Annotated in this window: 16 protein-coding genes and 1 pseudogene; 6 read left to right on the top strand and 11 right to left on the bottom strand. The window is 70.1% G+C overall.

Annotated elements, in window-relative coordinates:
* Positions 1-12 precede the first annotated feature (12 nt).
* Entirely contained in the window at positions 13-1332 is a 1320-nt protein-coding gene (locus tag ACFSL4_RS22290; RefSeq protein ID WP_381085668.1) for an MFS transporter, read from the top strand.
* A 128-nt stretch (positions 1333-1460) separates the two neighbouring features.
* On the opposite strand, the gene ACFSL4_RS22285 is transcribed toward ACFSL4_RS22290, so the two are convergent.
* The 9 genes from ACFSL4_RS22285 to ACFSL4_RS22245 all read right to left on the bottom strand — a co-directional run bounded on the left by ACFSL4_RS22285 (position 1461) and on the right by ACFSL4_RS22245 (position 9397).
* A complete protein-coding gene (locus tag ACFSL4_RS22285) occupies positions 1461-2276 on the bottom strand; it encodes a fumarylacetoacetate hydrolase family protein (protein WP_381085666.1) in 816 nt (271 codons plus the stop codon).
* Between the two features lie 73 nt (positions 2277-2349).
* Positions 2350-3717, bottom strand: a complete 1368-nt coding sequence (locus ACFSL4_RS22280) for a helix-turn-helix domain-containing protein (RefSeq protein WP_381085663.1) — start codon at positions 3715-3717, stop codon at positions 2350-2352.
* 123 nt (positions 3718-3840) lie between these two features.
* Positions 3841-4434: a GTP cyclohydrolase I gene (gene folE, locus ACFSL4_RS22275; protein ID WP_381085660.1), complete on the bottom strand. Its 594-nt coding sequence runs from the start codon at positions 4432-4434 to the stop codon at positions 3841-3843.
* 85 nt (positions 4435-4519) lie between these two features.
* Positions 4520-4882, bottom strand: coding sequence for a 6-pyruvoyl trahydropterin synthase family protein (locus ACFSL4_RS22270; protein ID WP_381085657.1), 363 nt, complete (start codon positions 4880-4882; stop codon positions 4520-4522).
* Between the two features lie 39 nt (positions 4883-4921).
* Positions 4922-5635: a 7-carboxy-7-deazaguanine synthase QueE gene (locus ACFSL4_RS22265; RefSeq protein ID WP_381085655.1), complete on the bottom strand. Its 714-nt coding sequence runs from the start codon at positions 5633-5635 to the stop codon at positions 4922-4924.
* Positions 5636-5687: 52 nt separating this feature from the next.
* Positions 5688-6371 (bottom strand): 7-cyano-7-deazaguanine synthase, encoded by a 684-nt coding sequence (locus ACFSL4_RS22260; protein ID WP_381085652.1) that lies wholly within the window; start codon positions 6369-6371, stop codon positions 5688-5690.
* A 3-nt stretch (positions 6372-6374) separates the two neighbouring features.
* On the bottom strand, positions 6375-7370 hold the full coding sequence (locus ACFSL4_RS22255; RefSeq protein WP_381085649.1) for an isopenicillin N synthase family dioxygenase: 996 nt from the start codon (positions 7368-7370) through the stop codon (positions 6375-6377).
* Between the two features lie 12 nt (positions 7371-7382).
* Positions 7383-8642 (bottom strand): diaminobutyrate--2-oxoglutarate transaminase, encoded by a 1260-nt coding sequence (gene ectB, locus ACFSL4_RS22250; RefSeq protein WP_381085647.1) that lies wholly within the window; start codon positions 8640-8642, stop codon positions 7383-7385.
* Entirely contained in the window at positions 8639-9397 is a 759-nt protein-coding gene (locus tag ACFSL4_RS22245; protein WP_381085759.1) for a class I SAM-dependent methyltransferase, read from the bottom strand. Before ACFSL4_RS22245 ends, ectB begins: the two co-directional genes overlap by 4 nt.
* A 276-nt stretch (positions 9398-9673) precedes the next feature.
* Between ACFSL4_RS22245 and ACFSL4_RS22240 the strand changes: the two are divergent.
* The 5 genes and pseudogenes from ACFSL4_RS22240 to ACFSL4_RS22220 form a co-directional block, all read left to right on the top strand.
* Positions 9674-9928, top strand: a pseudogene (locus ACFSL4_RS22240) (IS110 family transposase); the annotation flags it as partial.
* 514 nt (positions 9929-10442) lie between these two features.
* Positions 10443-11165 (top strand): helix-turn-helix transcriptional regulator, encoded by a 723-nt coding sequence (locus ACFSL4_RS22235; protein WP_381085645.1) that lies wholly within the window; start codon positions 10443-10445, stop codon positions 11163-11165.
* A 69-nt stretch (positions 11166-11234) separates the two neighbouring features.
* On the top strand, positions 11235-12008 hold the full coding sequence (locus ACFSL4_RS22230; protein ID WP_381085642.1) for an SDR family oxidoreductase: 774 nt from the start codon (positions 11235-11237) through the stop codon (positions 12006-12008).
* Positions 12009-12293: 285 nt separating this feature from the next.
* Positions 12294-13085, top strand: a complete 792-nt coding sequence (locus ACFSL4_RS22225) for an alpha/beta fold hydrolase (RefSeq protein WP_381085639.1) — start codon at positions 12294-12296, stop codon at positions 13083-13085.
* 666 nt (positions 13086-13751) lie between these two features.
* Positions 13752-14537 carry an SDR family oxidoreductase gene (locus ACFSL4_RS22220; protein ID WP_381085636.1) on the top strand — a complete coding sequence of 262 codons (786 nt, stop codon included), beginning with the start codon at positions 13752-13754 and terminating at the stop codon, positions 14535-14537.
* An 88-nt stretch (positions 14538-14625) separates the two neighbouring features.
* On the opposite strand, the gene ACFSL4_RS22215 is transcribed toward ACFSL4_RS22220, so the two are convergent.
* On the bottom strand, positions 14626-15741 hold the full coding sequence (locus tag ACFSL4_RS22215) for an ADP-ribosylglycohydrolase family protein (protein ID WP_381085633.1): 1116 nt from the start codon (positions 15739-15741) through the stop codon (positions 14626-14628).
* A 325-nt stretch (positions 15742-16066) separates the two neighbouring features.
* A complete protein-coding gene (locus ACFSL4_RS22210) occupies positions 16067-18655 on the bottom strand; it encodes a bifunctional FO biosynthesis protein CofGH (RefSeq protein WP_381085630.1) in 2589 nt (862 codons plus the stop codon).
* Positions 18656-18751 lie beyond the last annotated feature (96 nt).

The following is an 18751-nucleotide window of genomic DNA, read 5'->3' as shown; positions in this document are numbered from 1 at the left end:
CGGTGAGTTTCCATGGCCGGTAAATGGATCGGGGTGCCCTCGGCGACGACACGGCGACTGCCGTCCTCATTGGTGGTGCGGGCCGACCCGGCGAAAGTTGCGGAATGCATGAAGTTCTTGTCCTCGTATCGACAGCTCTTCTCTCTGCCGAAATTCGGCTCATCTCTGTTCGCGGGTGTCGCGGGTAAGCTGAAGCTGGGAATCTCCTCGGTCGCCCTCCTGCTCGAGGTCGCGCATCATCGGGGTTTCAAGCAGGCGGCCATCGTGGTCTCGGTGTCCGCGCTGGCCGGAGTCACCGCCCCGCTGAGGGGCAGGCTCATGGACCGCTACGGCTATGCCCTGGTGATGTGCCCGTCGCTCGTGGCCTATCTGGGCGCGCTCACCGTCCTGGTCCTGAACGAAAGCGCGCATGGACCGTTCGCCACCACAGTCGTCTGCGCGTTCGTCGCATCGACGTCGATTCCCCCCATCCAGATCGTGACCCGGCTGATGTGGGGCGCGATGACCACGGGCAGGCTCCGGACAACCGTCCTGTCGCTGGATGCCGTGTTGACCGACGTGGGGTACATCGTGGGGCCGACCGTCGCAGCCTTCCTGGTGGCGGCCGTGGCGCCCTGGGCCGGCCTGGCCGCTTCCGCGCTGCTCACCACCAGCGCGACCCTCCTGCTGCTCTCCCGCAAGCTGCCGCACCAGCGCGGACAGCCGCGGTCCGCAGAGCGCCACTGGCTGGGCTCGCTGCGCAACCGGGCGTTGCGCACGTTGATGGTTGCGGTGGTGTGTTTCTTCATGGCGGTCCGCGCGATCGAGCTGGCCCTTCCCGCCTGGGCTCAGCAGCACAAGTCACCGCTGATGGGTGGAGTGCTCCTCAGCTGTATGTCGGTGGGAAGTATGGCGGGCGGCCTCATCCTGGGAGCGTTGCCGACGCGGAGGTCGGCCCGGGCCACGTTCCCAGTCACGCTGGCCGTGCTCTGCCTGGGGACCTCTCTCGTGGCGGCGGCCAGTTTCGTCTGGACGGCCGTCCTGATCGTGGCCACGGCGTTCATGGGAATCGCGGTGGGGCCCAGCTTCGTGGCCCTGTACGCGACGGCCGGCGATCTGGCTCCGGCGAACATGGCCGCGGAAACGCAGTCGTGGATCGGTTCCTCCGTGTCGTTGGGCGGAGCAGCCGGGGCAGCGGTCAGCGGTGTGGTCATCCAGGCATGGGGGCCAGGGGCGTTGCTGGTTCTCGCGGCGGCGTCGTCCGCCGCCGCGTCCGGGCTGGCATGCGGGGCCGTCAGAGCCGGACCGGTGACATCGGAACAGGTCCGGGAATCGATACCCATCGCGCCGTGAACACGCAGATGCAGTGACTCATCGGTGAGCCCCGGGGTTGCGCAGGCGAATCCGGCTACCCGGCCCAGCCACCACTCCGATGTGGGCCGGGTAGCGGCCCTGGGGCAGGCAGGACGCTCGGCTCCGGATTATTGGGCGGGCTTGAGCCTGACGGTGTTGCAAAGGTCGCCGACGCCCTCGACACGGGCTTCCACGGTGTCCCCGTCGTGGATGACGCCGGCACCGGGGGTTCCCGTGGCGATCACGGTGCCGGCTTCGAGGACCATGCCGCCGGAGAAGTAACCGACCTGCCAATAGGGGTCGTACATCATCGCAGACACCTGGTTGGACGCGATCGTCTTCCCGTTGACGACGGTGGAGATCCGCACTGCGGAGAGGTCGGGGATCTCGTCGGGGGTGACGACCCAGGGGCCGATGCTGCAGAAGGTGTCGAAGGCCTTCGCCCAGGGAATGTGGCGGGGGTTGACCCGGATCGCGTCCTCGGCGGTCATGTCCAGGACGGTGGTATAGCCGAAGATGACGGACTCGGCGTCCTGAGGTGACACGTCTCGGCAGGTGGTTCCGATGACCACGCCGAGCTCGGCTTCGGCGGTGACGCGCTGGGACTGGCTGGGGAGCAGGATGTCGTCGCCGTGTCCGATCACGGCGGAGGGCGGCCGCAGGTAGGAGCCGGGGGCGTCGGTCGGCTGTCGTACGCCCAGGTCGTCGGCGTGGCGCACATAGTTCAGGCCCACACCCCACAGCTTCGGCGGACACCGGTAGGGCGGCCCGAATACCGGCCCGCCCCGCGAGGCCGGCACGCCGGGGTCGGGCAGGGCGGCAACCGTCGCCGCGAGCGCGACCGCCTCGCCCTTCAGGATGATGTCCAGCATCGTGGGGCCGTACGAGGTTCCCGCGGTCGCATTGATGAGGCTCAGTGTGGCGATCCCGCCAGGGACCGACACGCCGACATCCTCACCGGTCTCGGTGCGAAGAGTGCAGAGTCGCACTGTTTCATCCTTCCTGGTGGTACTTGGGTCACGCGGCTGCGTTCTGTCCGGCGACGCTGACAATGTTGAGCACCCTGAACATCGCCACGTCGTGGTGGTCGACACGGCGAAGGATGCCGAGGATAAGGAGGTGGTAGATGTCGTCGGCGCATTCCGCAGCCGTCAGGCCCATCTTGTCCGCCACCCCCGGCACCGACCAGTAGCCGTCCATTTCGCCGGACGATCCATGGGACATGGTCGCCAGCAGGTCGCGTTGGCGGCTGCTCAGTGCGGCAACGGTGTCGTGGACCGACGCGTAGGCGTCCGGCTGCCGATGGCCGCCGTGGGGGCGCCGCGCGACGGTGAGCGGCTCGGTGGCGATTTGGTGGGCGAGCTCCCGCAGGGAGTAGATCAAGCTCCAGTGGGCGGCGGATTCGAGAGCAGCGGGAAGGCCGTCGAGTGCGCGGCAGATCCGGGCGACGTCCGCGAGAACATGCGGGTCGGGACGGAAGGCCGGCTGAATTCGCTTCGTCTGGGCGAGCAACAGCGCCACCGACGCCACTTTGTCCAAGTCCGCCGGCTCGGTGTCGGATGGGGGCACGGGAAGCGGTGCCAGGGGGAAGAGGGTGTCGAGGGGCATACCGCCGGGGTTTCGCGTCGTGACGAGAATCCGCAGCCGGGGGCATGCGGCCAGGAGATGGGCTGTGATGTCCACCAGCTCGTCCTCCGGCCGGGCACCGTCGAGGACGAGGAGGGCGTTCGACCCCCCGATGGTCTCGACGAGACGCCGACGGCTGTCGGGCCCGGAGTGCACGACCTCACGCAACCACGTGGGTTGCCCCGGAGCCCCCACCAGCGCCCTTCCGCTCCGGAGCTGGCCGTCGTCGGGGGGCAGCCAGAGGGCCGTCCAGTGCTCGGCTGCCTCGAGTGCGCGCGCCACCTCCAGTGCGAGCCGTGTCTTGCCGACACCCTCGATCCCGATGATCGTGACCAGGCGGTGGTGTTCGGCGCCGAACATCGTGGTCAGCGCCGCCAGCTCCTGCTCCCGGCCGATGAACGGGCCGCTCCCGGCCGGCTCGGCCGTCCCCGCCAGGAAGCCGAGCGCATGGTCGTTCGCCAGCCGGTTCATCTGGGGGGCGCTGAGACCAAGGGCGTCGGCGAGCAGGCGCAGGGAGTCTGCCCTGGGCTGCCGTACCCTCCCGTTCTCCAGATCGCGTATCGCACGGACACTGAGCGTGCTGGAGCGCGCCAACTGCTTCTGAGACAGTCCCATCTGCAGTCGCAGGTTGCGGAGTCGTCGGCCGAAGGGCGCAGCCCCAATCCCGCCGCCGTCGGCCCAGTTCTGAAGGAATCCGGTCGGAACGTTCTGCCTGATCGACTCGCCGGCGGCGACAATCGGTTCGCGGCGCAGGGGCATCGGCGTCTCCCGCCCCGAAAACCGAGTGGGGATCCGGCCAGCCTCTGACACAGATGGTGTTTCCATGGCATGCTCCTCGGGGCGGCTGCCGCGACCCGGTACAGGGCCGCAGCAGCCAGATACTCAGGGGCGCAGCAGGTCGAACATCTCGGCCCGGAGTGCGGCGTCCTCGCCGAAGGCCCCGCGGTAGGCCGTCGAGGTCATCTGGGCTGCCGCCTTGATGCCGCGCATCGTCATGCACATGTGCTCGCCCTTGGCGACGACGGCCACATCCTTCGCCCCGCTGAGCACGGCGATGTCGTCGGCGATCTCGGAGACCAGCCGCTCCTGCACCTGGAGCTTGTGCGCATGCCGGTGGGCGATCCGGGCGAACTTCGACAGGCCCAGCAACTGGTTGGCCGACCGATAGGCGATCGTCACCGAGCAGTTGAACGGCAGCAGGTGGTGCTCGCAGAGGGACCAGACCTGGATGTCCGAGACGATCACCAACTGTTTGGTGCCGACCGACTCGAACAGGGTGCCGACCGAGCCCGGCTCGTAGTTGATGAACTCGCGCCACCAGCGGGCGAACCGCGCCGGCGTATCGCGCAGCCCGTCGCGGTCGGGGTCCTCCCCGATCTCCTTCAGGAGCTGTCGGGCGATTCCGACCAGTGGGTCTTCCTCCCGCGGCTTCTCCGAGTCGACGTCACCCTCCTGCACATACGTCGTCACAGGCATACAGACACCTCTCCAGTCCGACCGGCACGGCCGTTGCTCGATTCCGATGAACGGGCGGCTGGCTCCTCGCCAGCCGGCCGGCGTTTCAGGGCCGGTACTCGGCCCATGTCTTGGGGGTTTCCGAGATGCGCACGGATGTCAGCTCCGGGAACTGCTTCGACCAATGCTCGTAGAGCCACACCGCCAGGTTCTCGGCGGTGGGATTCGTGTCCACCAGGTCATTGAGGTGACGGTGGTCGAGCGTCTGGTCGAGCCATGACTTGAAGGGGGCCAAGTCGCCGTAGTCACGCACGAACCCCGTCGGAGGCAGTTCCGTCAGATCGGCGCTCAGCTCCAGCTCGACGACATAGTTGTGGCCGTGCAGCCGAGCACACTGGTGCCCTTCGGCCAGGCCGGAGAGCTGGTGGCTGGCAGAGAACTCGAACTTCTTCGTAATGCGCAGCGTCATGTCTCCGATTCACCTTTCTCGTTGGATTCAGCCACGCGTTCAGACACCTCGTGTGTCGCCCCACAGCAAGGTGTGCAGGCGTGTTGTGAGATTCCAGCCTCGTGCGATCACCGCATCGGCCAGCTCGGCCATGTGCCGGCTCACCTCGGCGCCCGTCTGCCCCTTCGGCATGATCCAGACCGAGCCGAGGCCGAACTCTTCGACCAGTCCGGCCACCTCGTCCAGGTCGCCGGTGTTGCGGCAGACGAACTTGAACGTGGTGCCTTCCGTCACCGCGAGGCTCTTCAGCGCGTCCGGCACGATCCGCCGATGTTCCGGATCGCCCGAGTGGGCCAGCTTCGGCGAGACGTTGAAGCGGACTCCGGCCGAGACCAGTGCCGGGTCCGCGGCGTGCGTGCCGTTGGTCTCGATCTCGATTTCCAGGCCGTGCGCCGTCAGCAGCTCGACCAGCGGGACCAGTCGGCTCTGCTGGCCGAGCGGCTCGCCGCCGGAGATGACGATCAGCTCTACGCCGAACGAGAGGAGCTTCTCGGCCACCTTGCGGACGTGACAGCGATGCAACTCCCTGCGGGGGTCGTACCTGACTCCGGATTCACCCGCTCCGGTCCAGTCCCACGTGTAGGGCGTATCGCACCACGTACAAGACAGGTTGCAGCCACCGAGCCGCAGGAACGCGCACCTGCGGCCCATGGACCGGCCCTCTCCCTGGACGGTCGGGCCGAAGATCTCGTTGACGACGAGTTCCGGTTCCACGCGGCACCGCCTCTTTCCGTGTCGGGGCCACCCATGAGGCGGCCGGCACCGGTCACTGCGGTCTCGGTGCTTCGCGATAGACCGTCGGGTCCGTGATGCCCAGGTCCGCGAACGCCCCGCGCCGCTCCGCACACGCCGCACACGCACCGCAGTGGATGTCCTCACCGCGGAAGCACGTCCACGTCTGGTTCCAGGGCACACCGAGCTTCTCGCCGAGAGCGACGACTCCGGTCTTCGGCAGTTCGATCAGCGGCGCGAGCAGTTCGACCCCGGGCGCAAGCGAACCCTTGGTCGCCACCCGCTCCATCTCGAGGAACAGCCGCAAGAACTCCGGAGAGGTGTCGGACGGACCGACGTCCTCGGCCATGACGCCGAAAGCAACGGCGTCCGCCTGCACAGTGACCGCCAGCGCGAAGGCCACCGACAGCAGCACGGCGTTACGGTTCGGCACGATGTTCGGGTTCCGGCCGCCGACCAGACGGTCCGGGCGGGGCACCGCCACGGACGGATCCGTCAGCGACGATCCGCGCATGACGCTCCGCAGCGAGCGCAGATCGACCTCCTCGTACGGCGCACCGAGCCGTTCCGCGGCAGCAGCGGCGAACTCAAGCTCCTTGCGGTGGCGCTGACCGTAGTCGATGGACAGCACCTGAACGTCGTGGCCCTCGGCGGCGAGGTGATGCGCCATGGTCACCGAGTCGATCCCGCCGGACACCACAGCAACGGTCCTGCGCATGTCTCAGACCCCCAGGAAGGAGTCGGGCGTGACACCGAGCTTCTCGAGGACCGTCCGCCGCGCATACGCCGGCGACAGCCCCCGGCCGCCACCGACCGGTGCGGCCAACGGCTCGATCAGCGTGTCGGGGTCGGTCTCGAAGAAGAAGACCAGCGACAGCAGTTCCTCGTCCGGAGCCACCGGGCTGGGCGGCAGCACACGGTGCTTCAGCGCCCGCCAGCGCCCATCGGTCCACAGCTCCATCAGGTCACCGAGATTGACGACGAGCAAGTCCGGGCGGTACGGCGGCGAGAACCAGCCGTCCGCCTTGTTCCACGCCTGCAGCCCACCCACACCTCGCTGACGGCTCAGCAGTGTGACGGTGCCCAGGTCGGTATGCGGCCCGTTGCGGAACTGGCCGCGAGCGACCTCTCCGATGCTCGAGTACGACGGGTACCAACTGGCATTCTGCGTCCACGTCGCCATCCGCGCCCGCGAGGTGAAGAAGTCCTCCGGCAGCCCCAGCGTGACGGCAAGCACCTCGTTGACCGCCTGCACCACCCGCAGCATATGCGTGGTGTACGCATCCGCGGCTGCCCGCAACTCCGGCAGCTCGACCGGCCAGCGGTTCGCCGGATAGTTGAACCGGTCCCGCTGCTCGTCGCCGGTACGGAGACCAGGCCCCACGTAGAACGACTCGTGAAGATCCGGTGCGCTCGGGGCCTCCTCGCCCTCGCGCACCGGCACCCCGACCCCACCGGGGGGATGCATCTCCAGCCACCCGCCGTCGTACGCGGCCTCGATGGCGTACTGAGCCTTGACCTCCTTCCGCAGGGCGAAGAACCGCTTGGCGGTGGCCCGGAAGTCGTTGATCACGGCTTGCGGCACACCGTGCCCGGACACGAGGAACATACCGGTGCTGCGCAGCGCGGCGTCCAGCTCCGCGGCGACGGGGGCGCGATCAGCCCCGGATGCCTTGCGCCATGCCTCGAGGTCGACTTCGGGAATTGTGCCTGGCACAGCGGTGACCTCTCACTTGCTCCGCGCGAGCACCGCGCCCACGCACCGACGGATGATGTCGAGACCTTCGTCCAGGTCGTCGTTGCTGATGGTCAGCGGGGGCAGCAGCTTCGCCACGTCGGCAGCCGCACCGGACGTCTCCATGAGCAGGCCGCTCTCGAAGGCCGCGACGCACACCGCGCGGGCCGCGCCGGGCGTGGCGAACCGCAGTCCGGCCGCGAACCCCCGGCCCCGGACCTCCAGGCCCGCCTCGGAGTGATCGTCGGCAATGGCGCCCAGGGCCGCCGCGATCCGCTCCCCTCGCTCTCGGGTGGACTTCTCCAGCGTCCCGTCGCTCCAGTAGGAGCGCAGCGCCTGCGCTCCGGTCACGAAAGACGCGCTGACACCGCGGAACGTCCCGTTGTGATCGCCCGGTTTCCAGACGTCCAGTTCCGGTCGGATGAGAGTGAGAGCCAGAGGAAGACCGAACCCTCCGATGGACTTGGACAAACACACCATGTCCGGAGTGATCCCGGCGTCCTCGAAGCTGAAGAACGGTCCTGTGCGGCCGCAGCCCATCTGGACGTCGTCCACGATGAGCAACACCTCGTGCCGTTTGCACACGTCGGCGAGCTCGCGCAGCCACCCTGCGCCGGCGGTCCTCAATCCGCCCTCGCCCTGAACCGTCTCCACGATGACGGCAGCGGGCCGGTCCAGCCCGCTGCCCCCGTCCGACAACAGCCGGTCGAGATGGCGCGGACCGGTTTCCCCGATGCCCGGATAGCCGTCGTAGGGCATCGCGGTCGTCAAGGTCAGAGGCACCCCGGCGGCCGCCCGTTTCGTCGCATTGCCGCTGACCGCGAGGGTGCCCAGAGTCATCCCGTGGAAGGAGTTGGTGAAGCTCACCACCGACTGCCGTCCAGTAACCCGCCGGGCGAGCTTCAGAGCCGCCTCGACCGCGTTCGCACCGCCCGGACCGGGGAACACCACCTTGTACTGCAGCCCTCGCGGCGTCAGGAGAACGTCCTGAAAGGTCTCAAGGAAGTCCCGCCTCGCCACGGTGAGCATGTCCAGCGCGTGCGAGACCCCGTCCCGGACGATGTAGTCCAACAACGCCTGCTTGAGGAACGCGTTGCTGTGACCGTAGTTGAGCGCACCCGCGCCGGCGAAGAAGTCCAGGTAGGTCCGACCGTCCTCGGAGAACAGCCGGCTGTTCTCCGCCCGGTCGAACACGACCGGCCACAGCCGGCTGTAGCTGCGGACCTCGGACTCGAGATCGGAGAAGATCGTCATGCCGCCGTCCTCGCCTGAACCACGAACCAGTGCCGGTCAAGCCGGACACCACGGTCACTGCCGGCCGATGCCACATAGCGCTCGAACAAGTCCCGGTCCGCCACAGTGTCGTAGTCCTCGAAAATCGGCACCTGGCGCAGGAACCTGTCGAGCTCGACCGGAGAGTGGTAGAACTCCACGGTCCGGAAGGACTTCTCCAGCACCACCGTGAAACCGGACCCGGTGAGTTCTTCCACCACCTCGTCCATCACCGGCCTGCCGTCCCAGCGGCCGAAGAACTGGCCCCGGCCGAAGGTCTCCTTCAGCTCGCGGACATCCGTCTCACCGATGCCCATGTAGATCAGGTGACCGCCGGGTCTGAGCACCCTGAGGAACTCTCCGGGGAACAACGGCCCACGCCGGGACGTGAGCACGTCGGCCTCCCCGTCGGGAAGGCCGGTCCGGGAGGCATCACGCCGCTCGAACCTGACGTTGCCCAGCCCGACCTTCTCAAGCCTCCGCTCGGCGGACTCCAGCATCGACGGCGACATGTCGATGCCGAGCACGCTGCCGAACACCGGGGCGATCCTCAGCAGGCTGCGTCCATCGGCGCAACCGACATCGACCAGCCGGCCATCCGGATCGCCCAGACCCCTCGCCAGCTCGTCGAACGCAGCCTCTGGATCACCGTCCGGGAAGACGTCGGTACGCAGCCCCCCGCTGGTATATTCGCCGAACTCGTCGGCGACCCGCGAGTAGAATTCCGGGTTCATCATCACCTACCTCGGTTTCGTCGATGCGGGAGATACGTACGGAATCCGTCCGGCATGTAGGTCGCATTGCATCCGACCGCCTACGGAAGAACCGTTCCAAGGCGTTACCGGCCACACCCTGTAGTTACGCTTAGCGATTTTTGCCAGGACCGGCATCGTCAACAATGTCCGTCCGTACGGACCTCTCGTGCAAGGCACAGCCCAGGCTGGTGCAGGTGACCTGTGCCGCAGGGGCAACTGCCCAGGTCCCGGGGAATGTTCGCGCTCGCCGGGACTCGGATCGCGCATCTGCAGCGCGGTACGACCCACACCCCGCGCTCACTTCAGCCGACCGACGAGAGCACCGCCGAACTGACCGTGCGGGTCGGCTTCGACCAGGACCCCGCGACCGAGGCCACCCACGCCTCCGACCGGATACGCGGCCCGCTCGCCCCGTTCCACCCCGGCCCGGAGCGCGCCCTTGGCCCCCGTCCGGACCATCAGGCCGTGTCCTGGCTGCCGGAACGCCACGGCGCGGTCAGGACCGCCACGCGGTAGGCCTCACGGAGGGCCGGGGTGCGCCCCGGCCGTCGAGGTCGGCGATGGGGGAACGCGCAGGCCCTGGGTGCCGGCGCACACACGCGGCCGGCATCGACGGACGGAACACATGCGGCGGGTCCGCCGCCCGTGTCGGAGCATCGATATTGAGACAGACCACCCCTGGGATGTATCAGATGATAACGATGTCAGACGGCAACGGTCCTGTCTCCTGCGGCAGTCGAGGCGTGACGGGCGAAGAGCGAGAGGACCGAGTTTTCCTCAACAATTGCCACCATGAATCTGGCGACCAATGGGCTGATGTCCCATTCGGCTCGTGCTTTCAAAGGCCGCCCGGGGCGTGATCCGGGCGAACCGGCGAGGTCCACCGAAAACCACCCTGTTTCGGCCACCTGTTCACAAGGGGTCGGTTAATGTGGCGCGGAGCCGAACGAACATAAGCGCTCGAGTCCGGCAGCACTTGCGATCACCGGGCACTCATAGGGAATCTCGCCCACAGCAAAGGACACCCATGGCACGGCCCAGCCCCTCGCTGCACGACCACATCCCGGAGCGGCCCGTACCGGAGCCGACGGCACAGGTGCCGCCCTTACCGCACGTGCAGGCGCCCGGCCTGACTGTCGCCTTGTACGGCGGCGATCCCCTCACCCGGGCGGGCGTCACTGCCCAGCTGGCCCAGCACCACGACATCGAAGTGATCCCGCGAGCGGAGGATTCGCCGGACTTCACCAAGGACGTCGCCATCGTATTGGTCGACCAATTGGACGTAGAGACGGGGGTCCAGCTGCGCAAACTGGCGGCGGGCTACAAGAGACGCGTGGTGCTGGTGGTCGGCGAACTCGCCGACCACCAGCTGACCCTGGTCCTGGAGGCGGGGATCTCGTCCGTCGTCTGGCGCCACCAGGCCAACTCGGACGGGTTGGTGAAGGCGGCCCGCGTGACGGCCCGGAACGAGGGGGACATGCCCGGGGACCTGCTGCGCCGGCTCCTCGCCAAACTCGAACGCCGGGACCGTGGCACGGTCATGAGCACGGTGCAGCACGATCCGCCCACCCGGCGCGAACTCGATGTCCTGGAACTGGTGTCACAGGGACTCGGCACCAAGGAGATCGCCGATCAGCTCAGCTACTCCGAGCGGACCATCAAGGGGATCCTGCGCGACGTCATGATGCGCCTGAACGTGCGCAACCGGGCCCATGCGGTGGCCCACGCCATAAGGGAGGGTTACATCTGAGGCGGTCGCCGTCTCGCCTCGATCTCGTACACGCCGGGGAAGTACCGCTCAGTGAATGGAGTAGCAGCGATGGACCTCGGCATCACCGGCAGAACCGCAATCGTCTGCGCGTCCACGTCCGGCCTGGGCAGGGCCACGGCCGAGGCGCTGGCTGCGGAAGGCGCCCGGGTGATCGTGTGCGGTCGCCGCGCGGACGTGGCCGAAGAGGTCGCGGCCGGCCTGCCGCGCGCGGTGGGAGTCGGCGTGGACCTGCTCGCCGCGGACGGGGCCGACCTGCTGATGCGGGTCACGCGGTCCGCATTCGGCCCTGCGGACATCCTGGTGCTCAACGGGCCGGGGCCACGACCGGCCCGTGTGACGGAGATCGATGAGCCGGAACTCGGCACCGCTGTCGAGTCACTGGTGACCGCCCAACACCGCCTGGTGTCGCTGGCCCTGCCGCACATGCGCGAACAGCGATGGGGGCGGGTTCTGGCGGTGGGTTCGGGCGCCGTCGTGGCCCCCATCCAGGACCTGGCGCTGTCCGGCATCGGGCGCACCGCGCTCGCCGCGTACCTCAAGATGCTGGCGACAGAGGTCGCGGGTGACGGCGTCACCGTCAACATGCTGCTGCCCGGGCGCATCGCCACGGACCGGGTGCGGCGGATCGACGCCGCCCGCGCCGCCGAGTCCGGCGCCACGGTGGAGGAGGTGACCGCCGCGTCTGCAACGCGGATCCCCCTCAACAGGTACGGCGAGCCGGACGAGTTCGGCGCGGTGGCCGCGTTCCTGTGCAGCGAGCGCGCCTCCTACATCACCGGCAGCGCAGTGCGTTGCGACGGGGGCCAGAGCCCCGTTCTGTGACGCGCGGACCGCGGCGCGCGGAGCGAAGTGGGCCTTCCCCGCCGTGGGGAATCACCGTCCCCGTCGCGGACGCAATGCTCACCCCGGCCGCCCACCCCGGCCGCCCACCCCGGCCGCCGCCGTCAGCTCGACCATCGACGTCCGCCACCCCGGCGCAGTGGTGACCAGGCCACGAAGGCGCCAGCCGGGGCGTGGTGAGGCGAGCACGTCGCCTACCGTCGCCCCGGACGGCCGCCCAACCGATGGGCGACGGCCGCCCGCCATGTACCTCCGAAAGGAACCATCGTGCCGCACGCCACGGCCTCGGACGGAGTCCGCATCGCCTACCAGGTCCGCGGTGACGGCCCTCCGCTCGTGTTGCTCGCCGGCCAGGCGAACAACCATCACTGGTGGGACGGGGTCCGCGACGACTTCGCCGGCTCCCGGAGCACGGTCACGATCGACTACCGGGGCACGGGCGAGAGCGACAAGCCCCACCTGCCCTACTCCACCGAGCGATTCGCCAACGACGTGGTCGCGGTCCTCGACGCACTGGCCGTGGACCGGGCGGACGTGTACGGCACGTCCATGGGCGGGCGCGTCGCCCAGTGTCTGGCCGCCCGCCACTCCCGGCGGGTGCGGGCCCTGGTGCTCGGCTGCACCTCGGCCGGCGGTCGGCACAGCGTCGACCGCGGCGGCGAAGTCCGCAGATCCCTGAGCCGGCCCAATCCGGTCGAGGCGCGACAGGCTCTGCTGGAGCTGATGTACACCCCGGCCTGGCTCGCGACGCACCCGGTCCCGCACCACACGCTCGGCGACCGGAGCATGCCGGCGCATGCCCGGCGTGGCCACCTGGTCGCGAGCGACGCGCACGACGCGTGGGACGCGCTGCCCGGCATCGTCGCCCCGACCCTGGTGCTGCACGGCACCGACGACCTGCTCAATCCCGTCGCCAACGCACCGCTGCTGGCAGCCCGCATCCCGGGCTCCCGGCTGGAGCTGATCGAGGGCGCCCGGCACGCCTACTTCGAGGAGTGCCGCGACCTCGCCAGCCCGCTCGTCCTCGATTTCCTCGACCAGACGGTGCTCTCCCGGTGACCCACGCCGGTGATCTCCCCGTTCGGGACGAGCTGCGCGGCCAGACCCCTTACGGCGCTTTCGAACTGGCGTCTCCGGTACGCCTGAACGTCGACGCGAACCCCTGTCCGCCGCCGGAGCCGCCGGTGCGGGCGATGGCAGAACGGGTGCAGGAGGTGGCGGGTTCCACCGCTGTCCGGACCGGAACGCACGGGAGCTGAGGCAGGGCCGGCCGGGCCCGTGACACGGGCCACGGTCTCCCGGTGGACGCCCGCCCGAGTGCGGCGGGAACGCAGGCGTCGAGGCTCTCGCGGGCGATGATGCGCCGGCCGAGGACGAAAGCCGCCTCCGGAATGTCCTGGGGACGTCCCGGCCCCTGAGCCTGCGGCGTTCCGTCGCTGGGCGCCGAGCCCGGGCCGGGGTGCGGCTCGTGTCCGCCGCCCGGTGCTCCGGTCGCGGCCGGGAAGGCCGTGCCGGTGCTCGGTACGACTGCCGCCGTGGCCCGGACGGCCGCCGTAGGGCCCCACGGCGGCCGGTTCCGCGTACACCTCGCCGCGCGTGTCCTCATCCATGCCGTTCCCTTCCGTATCCATGCCGTTCCCCTTCCGTCCTCGGCCGGTCACCCATAACCTGACGCTCCGTCAGGCAATGCGCCAGAGCCGGGCCACGGGGAAGGGGAGGTGTCCGATGACGCTGCTCCAGGGCAGGACCGTCGTCGTGTCGGGGGTCGGCGCGGGGCTCGGCCACCGGGTCGCCGCAGCCGTCGTGCGCGACGGCGGCAACGCGGTGCTCGGGGCGCGCACCCGGGCGCATCTCGCCAAGACCGCCGCCGCACTCGACCCGGACCGCGCCCACACGGCGTACCGGGCGACGGACATCACCGACGAGGCGCAGTGCGAGGCGCTCGCAGCGCTCGCCGTCGACCGGTTCGGGGGGATCGACGCGGTGGTCCATGTCGCGGCCTGGGACAGCTACTTCGGCGGACTGGAGGACGCCGACTTCGCCACCTGGCAGTCGGTCATCGATGTGAACCTGCTGGGCAGCCTGCGGATGACGCGGGCGTGCCTGCCGGCCCTGAAGACGTGCGGCGGCTCGGTCGTGTTCATCGGCACGCAGTCGTCGGTGGCCGCGCCCTCGCAGGTGCGGCAGGCGGCCTACGCCGCGTCGAAGGGGGCGCTGACCAGCGCGATGTACTCGCTGGCACGGGAACTGGGCCGGTACCGGATCCGCGTCAACACCGTGCTGCCCGGCTGGATGTGGGGGCCGCCCGTCGAGGCGTATGTGCGCTTCACCGCACACGGCGAGGGCGTGCCGGAGGCGGAGGTGAAACGGCGGCTGACCGAGCGGATGGCGCTGCCCGACCCGGCCACGGACGGCGATGTCGCGGACGCCGCGGTGTTCCTGGCCTCCGACCGGGCGCGGGCGGTCACGGGCCAGTCCCTGCTCGTGAACGCCGGCGAACTGATGCGGTAGCCCGGCCGGCCCGCTCCGCTCCAGCCCCTTTGGGGTCTGACGGCCTCCGTGCCCGCGGGCACGGCCCCTACGCCCGCGAATACGGCCGCTACGCCCGGGGATACCTGGCCAGCCACCCCGGTGAGGACCCGCTCGGCCCGTGCAGCGCGGCGCCCTGCGTCATCTCGATGGCGAAGTCGTCGGCCAGCACCAGCATCGTGGGACGGCCCTCCAGTTCGGCCAGCCAGGCCGGCGGGAGGGCCGTCTCACCGTGCAGGGCACCCAGCAGCCCGCCGGTCAGCGCGCCCGCCGCCGCCGACGGCCCGCCGTGGTTCACGGCCAGGCGCAGCCCGTGCCGGACGTCCTCGCCCACCAGCGCGCAGTACACCGCGACGGCCAGCACGTCCTCCGCCGTGCCGTCCCCGGCCAGCTCCTCGATCCGCTCGGCCGTGGGCATCCCCTGCCGCACCGCGCCCAGCGCGCGCTGCAGCGCGTCCGCGACCGGCTGCTGCCCCGGCCTCGGCGCGAGCAGCGCCAGGGCCCGCTGCACGGCCCCGTCCAGGCTCTCGCCCCGCGCCAGCGCGTGCACCACGACCGCGTACGCGCCCGCCGCGAGATACGCCGTGGGGTGCCCGTGCGTCTGCGCCGCGCACTCGACCGCGAGCTGCAGCACCAGCTGCGGCTCCCATCCGACCAGCAGCCCGAACGGCGCGGAGCGCGCGGCGGCCTCCGGCCCCTGCTCGCCGGGGTTCTTGGGCGCGTCGAGCGTGCCCATCGTGTCGTCGCCGAGGCCCAGCAGGCACGAGCGGGGCGGGGACCGGCGGGCGTACAGCCACTCCTCGCGGGCCAGCCACCCGTCGTCCTGGCGGCGTTCGTCCGGCCCCCAGTCCCGCTGTGTGGCCGCCCAGCGCAGATACGCGCGGTGCACATCGGTCGGCGGATGCCAGGCGCCGGTGTCGCGGCGGACCTGCGCGCGGACGAGCCCGTCGAGGGAGAACAGGGCGAGCTGGGTCAGGTGCGTGATGGCGCCGCGCCGGCCGCACCCGGACCCGAGGCCGACAAGCCCCTCGTGACCGTGCGCCGCGCGGATCTCCGCCAGTGCGAGCCCGTCCAGGGGTGCGCCGAGGGCATCGCCCACGGCCACACCGAGCAGCGTTCCGCGCACCCTGCTGCGGAAGTCCTGCTGCTCGGCCCGGCCCCAGACGGCACCGGCTGTCGCACCCACCCATGCCTCCTCATGGCACCGTTCGCACGTCCGTCCAGCACTGTAATCGAACGGAGACGCTGAGTTGAGGGGGACACGTCACGGTGGCGTGGAAGCGGCGTGCAGGCAGCCCCTAGGGGGTGTTTCGAAAGTCCTGTGCGGTGCCCGCGGTGCCCGCGGTGCCCGCGATGTCCGGTGCGTGCTCCCGGCGTACCGGACGAAAGCCCTCGTACTGGACGTACTCGGGGTTTCGGCCGGTGCGGCGAGTGGAGGTGCCCCCTGCTCGAAGAGCCTGGGGGAGCGTGCCGGGCGCCGTGGGTGCTGTGCGGGACTTCCGAAACACCCCCTAGTCCTCCAGCACCGGCAGCAGCTCCGGCAGATGCCCGTCCGAGGCCGCCGCCGCGCGCCGCCGCTCCTGGGGGACCTCGCCGTACAGCGTCGTACGGGGCCTGGCGGGACGGCCGGCCGCCTCCGCCACCGCGACGAGTTCCTTGACCGACTTGTACGAGCCGTACGACGAACCCGCCATACGGGAGATGGTCTCCTCCATGAGGGTGCCGCCCAGGTCGTTGGCGCCGGAGCGGAGCATCTCCGCCGCGCCTTCCGTGCCCAGCTTCACCCAGCTCGTCTGGATGTTGGGGATGTGCGGATGCAGCAGAAGCCGCGCCATCGCCGTCACCGCGCGGTTGTCGCGCGTCGTCGGCCCCGGGCGGGCGATGCCCGCCAGATACACCGGGGCGTTGGTGTGGACGAACGGCAGCGTCACGAACTCCGTGAAACCACCCGTCTCCTGCTGGATGCGGGAGAGCGTGCGGAAGTGGCCGAGCCAGTGGCGGGGCTGGTCCACATGGCCGTACATCATCGTCGACGACGAGCGGATGCCCAGTTCGTGCGCGGTCGTCACCACCTCGATCCATGTCGCCGTCGGCAGCTTGCCCTTCGTCAGGACCCAGCGGACCTCGTCGTCCAGGATCTCGGCCGCGGTGCCCGGGATCGTGTCGAGGCCGGCCTCCTTCGCCGCCGACAGCCACTCGCGGACCGACAGGCCGGTGCGGGTCGCGCCGTTGACGACCTCCATCGGCGAGAAGGCGTGGACGTGCATGCCGGGCACGCGCTCCTTCACCGCGCGGGCGATGTCGAAGTACGCCGTGCCGGGCAGGTCCGGATGGATGCCGCCCTGCATGCAGACCTCCACCGCGCCCACCTCCCACGCCTGCCGGGCGCGGTCGGCGACCTGCTCCAGGGAGAGCGTGTACGCGTCGGCGTCCGTGCGGCGCTGCGCGAACGCGCAGAAGCGGCAGCCCGTGTAGCAGACGTTCGTGAAGTTGATGTTCCGGGTGACGATGTAGGTGACGTCGTCACCCACCACCGACCTGCGCACATCGTCCGCCACCCGGCACAGCGCGTCCAGCGCCGGCCCGTCCGCGTGCAGCAGCGCCAGCGCCTCCCCGTCCGTCAGCCGCGCCGGGTCGTCCGCGGCCGTCCGCAGCGCCGCCCGGGCGTCCGTGTCGATGCGCTCGGGCGCCATCCCCGGGGCCGCCGCCTCCCTGAGCGCCTCCCAGTCGCCGTACACCTCGTCGAAGTCGTCCCGGCGGTCGCCCGTGCGGCCCTCGGTGTCGATCGTGCGGTGCAGGTCCGTGCGGCCCGAGGACCGGAACGCCTCCTCCGGCTCCTGCCACGGGTGCCCCTGAACGACCGCGTCCTCGCGCGCCAGGCCCGTCTCCCCGTCAGCCAGCGCCCGCACGTGCGGCAGCAGCCGCGGATCCAGCCACGGCTCGCCGCGCCGCACGAACTCCGGGTACACACACAGCCGTTCACGCAGCTCGAAGCCCGCCGCCGCGGAGCGCTCGCGCAGCAGCTCGATCTGCGGCCAGGGGCGCTCGGGGTTCACATGGTCGATGGTCAGCGGCGAGACGCCGCCCCAGTCGTCGATGCCGGCGGCGATGAGCCGCTCGTACGCGTCGTCGACCAGGTTCGGCGGCGCCTGGAGGCAGGCGCTCGGGCCCATGATGTGCCGGGCCACGGCCACGGTGGCCACCAGGTCGTCCGGTTCGGCGTCCGGCGTGCCGCGCATCGCCGTGTCCGGCTTGGCGCGGAAGTTCTGGATGATCAGCTCCTGGATGCCGTGGTAGGCCCGCGCCACCTTCCGCAGCGCGAACAGGGACTCCGCGCGCTCCTCGTACGTCTCGCCGATGCCGATCAGCAGCCCGCTGGTGAACGGGACCGAGGAGCGGCCGGCGTCCTCCAGGACACGCAGCCGCAGCGCCGGTTCCTTGTCCGGGGAGCCGTGGTGCGGGCCGCCCGGCTCGGACCACAACCGGGTGGCCGTGGTCTCCAGCATCATGCCCATCGAGGGGGCGACGGGCTTGAGGCGCTGGAAGTCCGTCCACGACATCACCCCCGGATTGAGGTGGGGCAGCAGGCCCGTCTCCTCCAGGATCCGGACCGAGACGGCCCGCACATAGGCGATCGTGTCGTCGTACCCGTGCGCGTCCAGCCACGCCCGCGCCTCGGGCCAGCGGTCCTCCGGCTTGTCGCCGAGGGTGATCAGGGCCTCCTTGCAGCCGAGGGCGGCGCCCTTGCGGGCGACGTCCAGCACCTCGTCCGGGGACATGAACATCCCGTGCCCGGCCCGGCGCAGCTTTCCCGGCACCGTCACGAAGGTGCAGTAGTGGCACGTGTCACGGCACAGGCGGGTGAGGGGGATGAAGACGCTCTTCGAGTACGTGATGACACCGGGGCGGCCGGCCGCCGCGAGACCCGCGTCCCGCACCCGGACCGCGGACGCGGCGAGGTCCTCCAGGTCCGCGCCGCGGGCCTGCAGCAGCACCGCGGCCTCGGTGACATCCAGGGCGACGCCGTCACGGGCTCGTTTGAGGGCTCGACGCAGGGAGTTCTCGGTGGGGCCGGTTCCGGAGGTCGCGGAAGTCGTCATCCTCCGAGCATACGTTCGCAGTGATCAGGTCATACAGGGCCGACCTGTACGGGCGCCCCCGTGCGGCAGCCGCAACCCGTCGTTACCCCGACGCGT

Source organism: Streptomyces caeni, assembly GCF_042678285.1.
Taxonomy (GTDB): Bacteria; Actinomycetota; Actinomycetes; order Streptomycetales; family Streptomycetaceae; genus Streptomyces; species Streptomyces caeni.
The sequence above is the reverse complement of the archived record's forward strand: the minus strand, read 5'-3'. Positions and strand labels throughout refer to the sequence as shown.